The 13,391-nt window shown below is 54.9% G+C and carries 11 protein-coding genes; 6 read left to right on the top strand and 5 right to left on the bottom strand.

The window, feature by feature from the left end; all coding sequences use genetic code 11:
- Positions 1 to 88: 88 nt before the first annotated feature.
- From dapA to tmcA, 5 genes are all read left to right on the top strand, one after another.
- Positions 89 to 967 (top strand): 4-hydroxy-tetrahydrodipicolinate synthase, encoded by an 879-nt coding sequence (dapA, locus tag ACH0VJ_RS14940; protein WP_000494020.1) that lies wholly within the window; start codon positions 89 to 91, stop codon positions 965 to 967.
- Positions 968 to 983: 16 nt separating this feature from the next.
- A complete protein-coding gene (gene bamC, locus ACH0VJ_RS14935; RefSeq protein ID WP_000331877.1) occupies positions 984 to 2,018 on the top strand; it encodes an outer membrane protein assembly factor BamC in 1,035 nt (344 codons plus the stop codon).
- A gap of 174 nt (positions 2,019 to 2,192) precedes the next feature.
- A complete protein-coding gene (gene purC, locus ACH0VJ_RS14930) occupies positions 2,193 to 2,906 on the top strand; it encodes a phosphoribosylaminoimidazolesuccinocarboxamide synthase (protein WP_001171623.1) in 714 nt (237 codons plus the stop codon).
- Positions 2,907 to 3,036: 130 nt separating this feature from the next.
- Positions 3,037 to 3,900: a neutral zinc metallopeptidase gene (locus ACH0VJ_RS14925; protein ID WP_001267523.1), complete on the top strand. Its 864-nt coding sequence runs from the start codon at positions 3,037 to 3,039 to the stop codon at positions 3,898 to 3,900.
- A gap of 15 nt (positions 3,901 to 3,915) precedes the next feature.
- Positions 3,916 to 5,934, top strand: coding sequence for a tRNA cytosine(34) acetyltransferase TmcA (gene tmcA / locus ACH0VJ_RS14920; protein WP_001279844.1), 2,019 nt, complete (start codon positions 3,916 to 3,918; stop codon positions 5,932 to 5,934).
- A 26-nt stretch (positions 5,935 to 5,960) separates the two neighbouring features.
- On the opposite strand, the gene ACH0VJ_RS14915 is transcribed toward tmcA, so the two are convergent.
- The 3 genes from ACH0VJ_RS14915 to ACH0VJ_RS14905 are packed head-to-tail and all read right to left on the bottom strand — an operon-like array spanning position 5,961 to position 7,676.
- On the bottom strand, positions 5,961 to 6,161 hold the full coding sequence (locus ACH0VJ_RS14915; protein ID WP_000383839.1) for a YpfN family protein: 201 nt from the start codon (positions 6,159 to 6,161) through the stop codon (positions 5,961 to 5,963).
- 27 nt (positions 6,162 to 6,188) lie between these two features.
- Positions 6,189 to 7,316 (bottom strand): succinyl-diaminopimelate desuccinylase, encoded by a 1,128-nt coding sequence (dapE, locus tag ACH0VJ_RS14910; protein ID WP_001277822.1) that lies wholly within the window; start codon positions 7,314 to 7,316, stop codon positions 6,189 to 6,191.
- A gap of 3 nt (positions 7,317 to 7,319) precedes the next feature.
- Positions 7,320 to 7,676: an ArsC family reductase gene (locus tag ACH0VJ_RS14905; RefSeq protein ID WP_000631923.1), complete on the bottom strand. Its 357-nt coding sequence runs from the start codon at positions 7,674 to 7,676 to the stop codon at positions 7,320 to 7,322.
- 412 nt (positions 7,677 to 8,088) lie between these two features.
- Here ACH0VJ_RS14905 and ypfM point away from each other — a divergent pair, with 412 nt between their 5' ends.
- Positions 8,089 to 8,148, top strand: coding sequence for a protein YpfM (gene ypfM / locus ACH0VJ_RS14900; protein WP_001386977.1), 60 nt, complete (start codon positions 8,089 to 8,091; stop codon positions 8,146 to 8,148).
- A gap of 101 nt (positions 8,149 to 8,249) precedes the next feature.
- Here ypfM and acrD read toward each other — a convergent pair whose 3' ends face one another.
- Positions 8,250 to 11,363 carry a multidrug efflux RND transporter permease AcrD gene (acrD, locus tag ACH0VJ_RS14895; RefSeq protein WP_001263061.1) on the bottom strand — a complete coding sequence of 1,038 codons (3,114 nt, stop codon included), beginning with the start codon at positions 11,361 to 11,363 and terminating at the stop codon, positions 8,250 to 8,252.
- Positions 11,364 to 11,547: 184 nt separating this feature from the next.
- Positions 11,548 to 13,248, bottom strand: a complete 1,701-nt coding sequence (gene narQ, locus ACH0VJ_RS14890) for a nitrate/nitrite two-component system sensor histidine kinase NarQ (protein ID WP_000216814.1) — start codon at positions 13,246 to 13,248, stop codon at positions 11,548 to 11,550.
- Positions 13,249 to 13,391: the final 143 nt, after the last annotated feature.

The raw sequence follows: 13,391 nt of genomic DNA, 5'->3' as shown, positions 1-13,391 counted from the left end.
ATACAACAATCAGAACGGCTTTGGTCGCTTGCTTTTATTGCCATACCAAACGTACCATTGAGGGACTTGTTTGCACAGAGGATGGCCCATGTTCACGGGAAGTATTGTCGCGCTTGTTACGCCGATGGATGAGAAAGGTAACGTCAGTAGGTCTTGCCTGAAAAAACTCATTGATTATCATGTCGCCAACGGTACCTCGGCGATTGTTTCGGTTGGCACTACCGGCGAGTCTGCCACGCTAAGCCATGATGAACATGGCGATGTCGTGATGATGACGCTGGAACTGGCTGACGGACGTATTCCGGTTATCGCCGGCACGGGCGCAAACGCGACCGCGGAAGCGATTAGCCTGACGCAGCGTTTTAACGATAGCGGCATTGTTGGCTGCCTGACGGTAACGCCGTACTACAATCGCCCCACGCAGGAAGGTTTGTTCCAGCATTTCAAAGCCATCGCGGAACACACTGACTTGCCGCAAATTCTGTATAATGTGCCGTCCCGTACCGGTTGCGACATGTTGCCGGAAACCGTGGGTCGTCTGGCGGAAATAAAAAATATTATCGCTATCAAAGAGGCGACAGGGAACTTAACCCGCGTTCACCAGATCAAAGAGCTGGTTTCAGACGATTTTATTCTGCTTAGCGGCGATGACGCGTCTGCGCTGGACTTTATGCAACTGGGTGGTCATGGCGTGATTTCCGTTACGGCTAACGTAGCGGCGCGCGAGATGGCTGACATGTGCAAACTGGCGGCGGAAGGGCAATTTGCCGAGGCGCGCGCTATCAACCAGCGTCTGATGCCGTTACACAACAAACTATTTGTCGAACCCAATCCTATCCCGGTGAAATGGGCATGTAAGGCATTGGGTCTTGTGGCGACCGACACGCTGCGCCTGCCAATGACGCCTATCACAGACCATGGTCGTGACATCGTCAAAGCAGCGCTTCAGCATGCTGGCCTGCTGTAAAGTTTAGGGAGATTTGATGGCTTACTCAGTACAAAAGTCGCGCCTGGCGAAGGTTGCGGGTGTTTCGCTTGTTTTGCTGCTCGCTGCCTGTAGTTCCGATTCGCGCTACAAGCGCCAGGTAAGCGGCGATGAATCCTATCTGGATGCCGCGCCGCTTGCTGAACTTCACGCCCCGGCAGGAATGATCCTGCCGATAACGACCGGCGACTACGTTATTCCGGTCACGAAGGGGAGCGGCGCGGTTGGTAAGGCGTTGGATATCCGTCCGCCGGCGCAGCCGTTAGCGTTAGTGAGCGGCGCGCGTACCCAGTTCTCTGGCGATACCGCTACGTTATTGGTGGAGAATGGCCGGAGCAGCACGCTGTGGCCGCAAGTCGTCAGCGTGATTCAGGCGAAAAATTATCCGATTGAAAAACGTGACGATGCCAGCCAGACCCTGACGACCGATTGGGTGAACTGGAACCGCCTGGATGAAGACGAACAGTATCGTGGACGTTATCAAATCTCGGTGAAGCCGCAGGGCTATCAGCAGGCGGTAACGGTAAAACTGGTTAATCTGGAACAGGCTGGCAAGCCGGTCGCTGACGCGGCGTCGCTGCAGCGCTATAGCACGGAAATGATGAACGTCATTTCCGCCGGTCTGGATAAGACCGCTACGGATGCGGCAAATGCCGCGCAGAACCGTTCCGCCGCAACGATGGATGTGCAGAGCGCCGCTGATGATACCGGTTTACCTATGCTGGTCGTTCGCGGTCCGTTCAACCTCGTGTGGCAACGCCTCCCGGCCGCGCTGGAAAAAGTGGGCATGAAAGTCACCGACAGCACTCGCTCTCAGGGCAGCATGGCGGTAACGTACAAACCGTTGTCTGACAGCGACTGGCGGGATCTGGGCGCTAGCGACCCGGGCCTGGCCTCCGGAGACTATAAATTGCAGGTCGGCGATTTAGATAACCGCAGCAGCTTGCAGTTTATCGATCCTAAGGGGCATACTCTGACGCAAAGCCAGAACGACGCGCTGGTTGCCGTCTTCCAGGCAGCGTTCAACAAGTAATTTAACAGGGCTGGAGTAATCCGGCCCTTTTTTCTGATAAGATACGCAAACGTGTGCGTCGGTACAAAAACGCGATTTAACCGCTATTTCGCACCACAATTACAGGCCGACGTCTCCGGCAGGCGTAGCAGGAAATGAATACTTATCGTTAATTCACACCCAGGAGTGTTAAAGATGCAAAAGCAAGCTGAGTTGTATCGTGGTAAAGCGAAAACCTTATACAGCACGGAAAACCCGGACCTGTTGGTGCTCGAATTCCGCAATGATACGTCAGCAGGGGATGGCGCGCGCATTGAACAGTTTGATCGCAAAGGCATGGTAAATAACAAATTCAACCATTTCATTATGACCAAACTGGCCGAGGCGGGCATCCCGACCCAGATGGAACGTTTGCTGTCTGATACCGAGTGTCTGGTGAAGAAGCTGGAGATGGTGCCGGTTGAATGTGTGGTGCGCAACCGTGCGGCTGGGTCGCTGGTCAAGCGTCTGGGCGTGGAAGAAGGCATGGAGCTTAACCCGCCGATATTCGATCTGTTCCTGAAAAACGACGCGCTGCACGACCCGATGGTGAATAGTTCCTACTGTGAAACGTTCGGTTGGGTAAGTCAGGAAAATCTGGCGCGTATGAAAGAGCTAACCTACAAAGCCAACGACGTACTGAAAAAACTGTTTGATGACGCGGGTCTTATCCTGGTGGATTTCAAACTGGAGTTTGGCCTGTATAAAGGCGAAGTGGTGCTGGGCGATGAGTTTTCGCCGGACGGTAGCCGCCTGTGGGATAAAGAGACGCTGGACAAAATGGACAAAGACCGCTTCCGCCAGAGCCTGGGCGGTCTGATTGAAGCCTATGAAGCCGTCGCGCATCGCCTGGGCGTGAAATTAGATTAATTCTGCTTCTGACCGGGGGGCAACCGCTCTCCGGTATCATCCTTTCCTCATTCTGATAGCGTTTACCTGTGGTAATCCTGCGCCTGACCGCCTACGATCATCTGTATAACAAAGAGAGAATGAGGTGATTATGCGCTGGCAAGGGCGTCGTGAAAGCAACAATGTAGAGGACAGACGTAATCGGCCAGGCGGCCCCTCGCTGGGTGGCCCAGGCTTTCGTCTTCCGCGCGGAAAAGGCGGCATCATTCTGTTGGTGGTGGTGTTGGTCGCAGGGTACTATGGGGTGGATTTAACCGGTCTGTTGACCGGCCAGCCGGTTTCGCAGCAGCAGTCGACGCGTTCGATAAGCCCCAATGATGATGAAGCGGCAAAATTTACCTCGGTGATTCTGGCGACGACCGAAGATACCTGGGGTCAACTCTTTCAAAAAATGGGGCGCGGCTATCAGCAGCCAAAACTGGTGATGTACCGTGGTATGACGCGCACCGGCTGTGGTGCGGGTCAGTCCGTGATGGGGCCGTTTTACTGCCCGGCGGACGGCACCGTTTATATCGATCTCTCATTTTACGATGATATGAAAAATAAGCTGGGCGCGGACGGTGATTTTGCCCAGGGTTATGTCATCGCCCACGAAGTCGGCCACCACGTACAAAAACTGTTAGGTATTGAGCCGAAAGTACGCCAGTTGCAGCAAAACGCGTCGCAAACGGAGGTGAATCGCCTTTCGGTGCGCATGGAGCTACAGGCGGATTGCTTTGCCGGCGTGTGGGGACACAGTATGCAGCAGCAAGGCGTACTGGAGGCGGGCGATCTGGAAGAGGCGCTCAATGCCGCACAGGCTATCGGCGACGATCGCTTACAGCAACAGGGGCAGGGGCGCGTCGTGCCGGATAGTTTTACCCACGGCACCTCAGAACAGCGCTACAGCTGGTTTAAGCGTGGATTTGACAGCGGTGACCCGGCGCAATGTAATACGTTTGGCAAAAACTTTTGATAAACCGGGGCAGGGATGTCTGATATCGATGCGCTACGGGCGTTAACGTCGCAAATGACACAGGAAGGTATTCGCCGTTTACTGGTCATCAGCGGCGATGCGGCGTGGTGCCGGGAACGGGCCGAGGCGATACGCGCTGTATTGCCCGGTGACTGGCTGTGGGTCGCGCCTGACGCGCCCGCCCAGCCGCGCTGTACGCCACAGGCGTTACAAACGCTGCTGGGCCGTGAATTTCGTCATGCGATATTTGATGCCTGGCAGGGCTTTGACGCCGCAGCGTTTGCCGCCCTGAGCGGGACCTTGCAGGCCGGAAGCTGGCTGCTTCTGCTGATGCCGCCGTATGAGACGTGGGAAAGCCGGCCTGATACCGATTCACTGCGCTGGAGCGACTGCGCGCAGCCTATCCCCACACCGCAGTTTGCACAGCATCTTAAACGGACTCTTTCCCGCGATCCGCAAACGCTGCTTTGGCGACAGCGCCAGCCGCTTTGCTGGCCATCTTATCCTTCCCGTGAACGCTGGCGACCCGCCACCGGCGAGCCGCAGCCGGAGCAGGCGGCTATCTTATCGCGTTTACGTGAAATGCCGCCCGGCGTGGCGACGGTGATTGCCCCCCGTGGGCGCGGCAAATCGGCGCTGGCCGGGCAATTCATCTCCCGGATGGCGGGCACGGCTATCGTGACCGCACCGGCGAAAACGGCAACGGATATCCTGGCAGCGTTTGCCGGTGAGCGGTTCTGCTTTATGGCGCCGGATGCGTTGCTGGCGAGCGGGGCAAGAGCCGACTGGCTGGTGGTTGACGAGGCGGCGGCAATCCCCGCGCCGCTGCTGCTGCAACTGGTTTCGCGCTTTCCCCGCATACTACTCACCACCACCGTTCAGGGCTACGAAGGCACCGGACGCGGTTTTTTACTTAAGTTTTGCGCCCGTTTTCCGCAGCTTCACCGCTTCACGCTTCGTCAGCCTGTCCGCTGGGCGCCAGAATGCCCGCTGGAAAATATCGTCAGCGAGGCGCTGATATTCGACGATGAAGCGTTTGTGCAGGCGCCGCATGGCGCGATAGCAATCTCGGCGTTTTACCAACAGGCCTGGGGGAAGACGCCCGCGTTGCCGAGGGCTGTGTATCAGTTACTGTCGGGGGCGCACTATCGTACTTCGCCGCTGGATCTGCGCCGAATGATGGATGCGCCAGGACAGCATTTCTTGCAGGCCACGGCGAATAACCGTGTGGCGGGCGCCCTCTGGCTGGTCGAAGAGGGCGGGTTATCCGCAGAACTCAGTCAGGCTGTATGGTGCGGTTTCCGGCGGCCGCGTGGGAATCTGGTGGCGCAGTCGCTGGCGGCGCACGGTAGCGACCCTTTAGCCGCGACGCTGGTTGGGCGTCGCGTAAGCCGTATCGCAGTGCACCCCGCTCGCCAGCGTGAAGGCATCGGTCAGCAGTTGATTGCCTGCGCGTGCATGCAGGCGGCGCAGTGTGATTATCTTTCCGTCAGCTTCGGCTATACGCCGGAGCTGTGGCGTTTCTGGCAACGCTGCGGCTTTGTACTGGTACGGATGGGCAACCATCGGGAGGCGAGCAGCGGTTGCTATACGGCGATGGCGTTATTGCCGCTGAGCGACGCGGGAAAACGGCTGGCGCAGCAGGAACACCGACGTTTGCGCCGCGATGCGGATATCCTGACGCAGTGGAACGGCGAGGCGATACCGCTGGCGGCGTTAGATGAACAGGCGCTTAATGATGAAGACTGGCGTGAGCTGGTAGGTTTTGCTTTCGCGCACCGCCCGCTACTGACATCGTTAGGTTGCCTGCATCGTTTACTGCAATACAGCGCATTGCCATTACCGGCGCTGAGAGGGCGGCTGGAGGAAAAAGCCAGCGATGCCGAACTGTGCGCCCGGCTACGCATTTCAGGCCGTAAAGCTCTGCTGGCGTTGCAGCGTGCGCAGGCGGCGCAGGCGCTGATTGCGTTGGATGCCGGACGAACGCAGCGTTTACGCGACGTAATGCCCGGCGGTGGGGAGCATGCCGGATAGCGATACCTGTCCGGCATGATATCCGGTTACTTTTTCGGCTGATCTTTCTTCGGCCAGTCGTCTTCATCGTCCCACTTATCGTTAAAATCGCGATGCGGGGGCAGCTCAGGTTTATTGGCAAGGAATTTCTTATGGTCGATGCGTTTGAGATCTTTGATCACATTCAGCAGTACGCCTACCAGAAACACCAATACCAGAATCCACCAATATTTTGCCAGCCAGTCCATGCTTATTTCCTCTTACCGGAACGCTCATCAGGCGACGAGCTGTTCCATAATGCGTTGATACATACGGGCCAGTAGCTGGAGATCGGCGGCATTCACACATTCATTAATTTTATGAATGGTGGCGTTCACCGGCCCCAGTTCTACCACCTGCGCTCCCATACGGGCGATAAAACGTCCGTCGGACGTACCGCCCGTCGTCAGTAATTGCGGTTTAATTTCATTATAGTGCTCAATGGCGTTTACCACCGCGTCCACTAGCTTGCCGCGTGCGGTCAGGAACGGCTGCCCGGAAAGCCACCAGTCTACGGTATAGCGTAGCTGATGCTTTTCAAGCAGCGCATGTACCCGCTCTTTGATCATCTCATCGGTCAGTTCCGTGCTGAAACGGAAGTTAAACTGCACGAACAGTTCACCGGGAATGACATTATTGCTGCCGGTGCCTGCCTGGATATTGGCTACCTGCATACTGGTGGCCGGGAAAAAGTCATTGCCCCGATCCCACTCGATAGCGACCAGTTCATTAAGAAAAGGCGCGGCGCGATGAACAGGGTTATCCGCCAGATGCGGATAGGCGACGTGCCCCTGAACGCCATGAATAGTGAGGTTACAGGTGAGGGAACCGCGACGCCCGTTTTTGACGACATCGCCCACAATTTCAGTACTGGAAGGTTCGCCGACCAGACAGTAATCCAGCCGCTCGTGACGGGCCATCAGCGCTTCAACCACCTTTACGGTGCCATTTTTTGCGCTGGCTTCCTCATCAGAGGTAATCAAAAATGCGAGACGGCCCCGGTGATGAGGATGCTGCGCAACAAATCGTTCAGCAGCCACCACCATGGCCGCCAGTGAACCTTTCATATCCGCCGCGCCGCGACCGAACAACATTCCGTCGCGAATCGTAGGCTCAAACGGCGGATTGATCCAGCGATCGACATCGCCAGCCGGTACGACGTCAGTATGCCCGGCGAACGCCAGCGTTTCGCCACGCCCACGCCATGCCCAAAAATTTTGCGTGTCGCCAAAATCCATATGCTCAATGGTAAAACCGATTTTACGCAGGCGTTCAATCATTAATGCCTGACAGCCTGCGTCATCCGGACTCAGGGAGGGGCGACGAATAAGTTGCTGTGTCAGCTCAATAACCGGGCACGACATAGACTACACCTCATCAAAAAACTGCTGATAACGGGATTCACTGAAACCAAGCAGCATAGGCTTCCCGGGCGCGCAGAGCAATGGGCGTTTGATGATTGCCGGCTGTTCAACCATGAGAGCAGCGGCGGAGTCGGCATCGGTAATCCCGCTGCGGTCGCCTTCATCCAGTTTGCGCCATGTTGTGCCGCGCGTATTCAGTAAAGGCTGCCAGCCGAGTTCGGCAATAAAGGTATTAAGAAGAGGGAGGTCTATGCCATCCACACGGTAATCGTGAAAACGATAATCAATGCCATGCTCCTCCAGCCAACGGCGCGCTTTTTTGATCGTGTCGCAATTCTTAATGCCATAGAGGGTAATCATATTGAATCCTTTAACGCGAAATTCGAATAAATAATCAATAGTATCGTCTGCGGGATAATAAGTGTGGCTGTTAATGGTTATTTATCCAGCGCTGATCGGCAATCAATATAACATTGTTGAGTGAATGTGAATAATGATTCCAAAACGTTCCAGATGTGGCTTGTTTATAATTCGCGAGGAAAATCCTATTTTGCGCACATGCAATTGATTGTTTTTTAACCCGATTTGATAAAGTAGTAGAAAAGGTATTAATGTTGCTAAATATTGCAGTAAGTCACATAAAATTTACGGCTACAGCGCCATAGTAATATCATAGACAGCATAACCAGAGGATATCGCAACAATCGGTTAAATGAACTTCTCTCTATACCGCTAACTACGTAGAATACCCATAATAATAAGAGAGGCTATTATGATTGAACGTGAACTGGGGAACTGGAAAGATTTTATCGAAGTCATGCTTCGTAAATAAATGCCTGGAAGGCACCGCGCTCCCATAGGGGATAAGAAAAGGCGACTCAACGAAAGTCGCCTTTTTTGTGCCCGACACCTCGTATCAGGCTGGCCGGGAGCTTATTCCGGGCGCGGCTTCAGCGGGAAGCGGCGGCGTATCAGCACGAAAAACAGGGGTACAAAGAAGATAGCCAGAATGGTTGCTGAGATCATTCCCCCCATCACGCCGGTTCCGACAGCATGTTGGCTACCCGAGCCTGCCCCGGTGCTGGTGGCCATCGGCAATACGCCAAAGATAAACGCCAGCGAAGTCATCAGTATCGGTCGCAGGCGCTGGCGGCTGGCGTACAGCGTGGCGTCTAACAGCGCGTGTCCCTTCTGATTCATTTCGTTGGCGAATTCCACAATCAGAATCGCGTTTTTCGCCGAGAGGCCGATAACGGTCAACAGCCCCACCTGGAAGTAAACATCGTTTTCCAGCCCGCGCATCCAGGTAGCGAGTAGCGCGCCAATGACGCCGAGCGGCACAACCAGCATCACCGAGAAGGGCACCGACCAGCTTTCATACAATGCCGCCAGACACAGGAAGACGACTAATAGCGAAATAGCGTACAGCGCGGGCGCCTGCGCGCCGGAGAGCCGTTCCTGGTAAGACATGGCTGTCCATTCTAGGCCAAAACCGCCCGGTAGCTGATGCACCAACGACTCCATGACATCCATCGCAGTCCCGGTACTGACTCCCGGCGCGGCCTCTCCGACAATTTCTACCGCCGAATAGCCGTTATAGCGTTCCAGACGCGGCGAGCCGGTTTCCCAGCGCGAGGTGGCGAAGGCGGAGAAGGGGACCATGCCGCCCTCTTTGTTACGGACATACCAAAGATTAATATCATCCGGCAACATACGATATTTCGCTGCGGCCTGAACATAGACCTTCTTCACGCGGCCCCGGTCCATAAAGTCGTTGACGTAGCTCGATCCCCAGGCTGTTTGCAGGGTGTCGTTGATATCGTCAATCGATACGCCCAGCGCCTGCGCTTTTCGTTGGTCAATATCAATTTGCAGTTGCGGGCTGTCGTCCAGGCCGTTGTGGCGCACGCGGGTCAAGAAACTGTTTTTCCCGGCCAGCTCAATGAGTTGATCTCGTGCGGCCATCAGCGCGTCATGGCCTGCTCCGGCGTGATCCTGTAATTCCATATCAAAACCGGCGGAGCTGCCCAGACCGCTAATTGCCGGCGGGCTGCTGGCGAAGACGCGAGCTTCTTTAATCTGGTTAAACGCTTTTGTCGCCCGCTCAATAATGGCGAACGAGGAGCCGGTGGTGGGATCGCGCGCGTCCCAGTCTTTCAAGCGAACAAACATGCGCGCGACGTTTTGCCCATTCCCGCCAGGGCCGGAACCTACCGTCGAGAAGACCGACATAATGTTGTCTTTCTCATGGGTGAAGTAATAGTTTTCAACTTTTTCAACGACTTTCAGGGTCTGCTGTTGCGTAGAGCCGCTCGGTAGCTGGATAGACGTAGTGAACATGCCCCGATCTTCTTGCGGCAGAAAGGAGGTGGGGAGGCGCAGAAACAGGAACACCATGCCGCCAAGCAACAGAACATAAATCAGAATCCAGCGCAGGCTGCGATGCAAAATTTTCGCTACGCCTTTCTCATAACGTTCGGCATTACGATTGAAGGTACGGTTAAACCAGCCGAAAAATCCGCGTTGCCCGTGCTGTTCGCCTTTGTGCAGCGGTTTTAATAACGTTGCGCACAGCGCCGGCGTCAGGATCATGGCGACCAGCACCGACAGCACCATTGCCGAGACAATGGTAATAGAAAACTGACGATAAATCGCCCCGGTGGTACCGCCAAAGAACGCCATCGGCACGAATACCGCAGACAGCACCATCGCGATACCGACCAGCGCCCCCTGGATTTGTCCCATGGATTTGCGCGTCGCTTCACGCGGCGTGAGCCCTTCTTCGCTCATGATACGTTCGACGTTTTCCACCACCACGATGGCATCGTCGACCAGGAGCCCGATCGCCAGCACCATCGCGAACATGGTTAATGTGTTAATACTGTAGCCGAACGCGTAAAGCACAGAGAAGGTGCCCATTAATACTACCGGCACGGCGATCGTCGGAATTAGCGTGGCGCGAAAGTTTTGCAGGAACAGGTACATCACCAGGAAAACCAGCGCGATAGCCTCCAGCAACGTTTTGACCACATCGATAATCGAGGCTTTGACAAAGGAGGTGGTTTCATACGCGATCTTGTATTCCAGGCCGTGGGGAAAGTACTGCGCCAGCTCGTTGAGGCGATCCAGCACCAGCTTCGCGGTCGCCATTTCGTTCGCGCCGGAGGCCAGCTTAACGCCAAGACCGGAAGCCGGCTTGCCGTTAAAACGGCTGAGGTAGTCATATTTTTCCGCCCCCAGCTCCACGGTGGCGACATCGCCCAGTTTGACCTCGGAACCGTCCTGATTAACGCGCAGGGTGATATCGCGAAATTGTTGCGGCGTTTGCAGCAGCGACTGTGCATTGATGGTGGCGTTCAGCGCCTGCTTGTCGACCGAAGGCGTACCGCCAAGCTGCCCGACGGCGATTTGCGCATTCTGCGACTCAATCGCATCGGTCACGTCTTTCGTGGTCATCTGAAAACTATTCAATTTGGCCGGATCGAGCCAGATACGCATAGAGTACTGTGAACCATAAGCGTCAATATCGCCGACGCCGTTGACGCGGCTGAGCGGGTCCTGAATATTACTGGCGACGTAGTCGGCGATATCCTGCTTGTCCATAGAACCGTCGGTAGAGACGAAAGCGATGGTCAAAATATTGGTATCGCCCGTTTTGCGTACCGTGACGCCTTGATCCTGTACCGCCTGCGGCAGTTTACGCATCGCGGACTGTAACTGGTTTTGCACCTGCTGAACCGCCTCATCAGGATCGGTTCCCGCAATAAAGCTCAGGGTGATGGTCGCCTGTCCGGTGCCGCTACTTTGTGATGACATGTACATCAGATTATCGAGGCCCGTCATATTCTGCTCAATAACCTGGGTTACGGTATTTTCCAGCGTTTGCGCCGACGCTCCCGGATAATTCGCGGTAATACGTACGTTGGGCGGTGCCAGATCGGGATATTGTTCAACAGGTAAAGAAAAAATGGCTAACGCCCCTGTCAGACACAACAGGATAGCCAGCACCCAGGCAAAAATGGGGCGATCGATAAAAAAATTCGCCATTAAAGGGGAACCTCGTGTTTCTACATATCGTTATAGATTTGAACTGCTTCACTGTAGCGGCAAGCTACGAGCCAAACGTGGAGAAATAAAGGAGATAATGTAAATTATCATGCGCTTTTACAGCATACTTTTTGTGCCAACGCCGGAAAGCCTGACATCTGGCCTTCCGGCGATTTGCCGTTCTTTACGTTAACTGACTCTCTTCCTTGTTGGAGGAGCGAAAACTGATACTGACCAGTGTGCCGCCGCCGGAGGGTTGCGAAAAATTCAGCGTGCCGCCAAGGCGCTCCGCGCGCTCACGCATTATATTCAGACCATAGTGTCCGGCAGGCTCATGCGGTTCGCCGATACCAATGCCATTATCGCGAATATAAACGGTATGATCGCCGTCAGGCGCGGTGACGCAGCTCACGGCGATTTCGCTCGCGTTGGCGTGTTTAATGGCGTTCAGGACCGCTTCGCGCACAATTTGCAACAAATGCACCTGCATTTGCGCATCCAGCGCCAGCGTGGGTAAACGGCAATCCAACGTGAGTTTGGCCGGGGTCTGACTCTGTAAATCTTCCAGCATCTCATGCAATGCGGAGGGTAAATCGGCCTGCTGTAACGTCAGACGGAACGTGGTGAGTAGCTCGCGAAGCTGACGGTAGGCGTCGTTCAGCGCTCTGGAAAAATCCGCCATGATGCTTTGCGCGCCGGCGTTATCTTCTGGAATGGCGCGCTTCAAAAGCGTTAACTGAATACGTAAATAAGAAAGTACCTGCGCCAGCGAATCGTGTAGCTCACGGGCAATCGTCGCGCGCTCTTCCATTAACAAAAGTTGCTGGAAGTGTTTTTGCGCCTGATTAAAGTACAAACCACGCCCCAGCATCGTGGAGACGCTGTTCAGCAGCGGCGTAGAGGCATTAACGTTGGGGCTTTGCCAGTGGAGCTCGCCATAGACCGTGTCCTGCATCGTCACTGGCAGCATTTGCATCGGCAGGTCGGGGCTTTGCGTGCCTTCGCTAATCCGCCAGTTATCGCCCACGGTTAACTCCAGATACCAGGCGGCGTCATGTTCACGGACAATTTGCAAAATATGGCGAAAACAGTGGACATCGATTTGGCTGGTATTCAGCGCTTGGGAGCACTGGTATAACACCTCCAGGCGGCGGTGCGCTTCGTGCAGATCGTGCGTTTTTTCTTCCACCGAGGCTTCCAGCGAACGATAAAGTTTATGCAGCTCGCTCGACATCTGACTAAACGTTTTCGCCAACAATCCCAGCTCATTGGGTAAGCTGGTATCCAGCGGCAGCGGGGCGAACTGACCATGTTCAATTCGCTGACTGGCGGTGACCAGTTGATTCAGCGGGCGAACGACCTGCTGGCGAATACGCCGTAGGGTAAAAAAGACCAGCGTAAATATGCCGATACCGCCCGCCAGCGATATGGCGACGACCAGCATGACTTTACGCTCGGCGTAATGCTGTAACGCCAGAACGAAGAGATCAATTTGATCGACATAATTGTTGATATTGGTCTGATACCAGGCAATGTCGCCGTCCTGTAGGCGGCTATTCATCTCCAGCCAGTTGGCGTGCAGGCGCGCATAGCGAGTTTTCACCGCCTGCGGCACATACCAGGCGTTGAGATTTTGCAGTACCGGCGAGTTGAGCGCGTGCTGGAAAAGTTGACGATGCGCATTAATCTGCGGGCTACGGCTTTGCAGATCGTAACCCAGCCGATAGCTCTGCATTCGTAGCGAACCGGCGATATTGATCGCTTCGGCATCCCGTAAACTGCTGGTCAGCGTCAGTAATGCGCTGCCGGTGGACAGAATAGACAACAGCACAATATAGAAAAAAGCCTTAGCCAGACTGGCTGAGACCGGGCGTTTAACCGTCACGCTGGCACTCCCCGCATTTAGCTGAATCACAATTGCATTTGCTTTGAAATAAATTGATCTGCCACAGGTTCTGGACAGATAGTTGTGCTTCCTGGGCAGATGAACATTGCCGACCCCGCCTTCGTCAGTTAATAACAATGCTC

Origin of the sequence: Salmonella sp. 2020_1459, from assembly GCF_043847915.1 — a bacterium.
GTDB lineage: Bacteria > Pseudomonadota > Gammaproteobacteria > Enterobacterales > Enterobacteriaceae > Salmonella > Salmonella enterica.
Note: the sequence above shows the minus strand (reverse complement) of the source record. Positions and strands in the feature narration are given on the sequence as shown.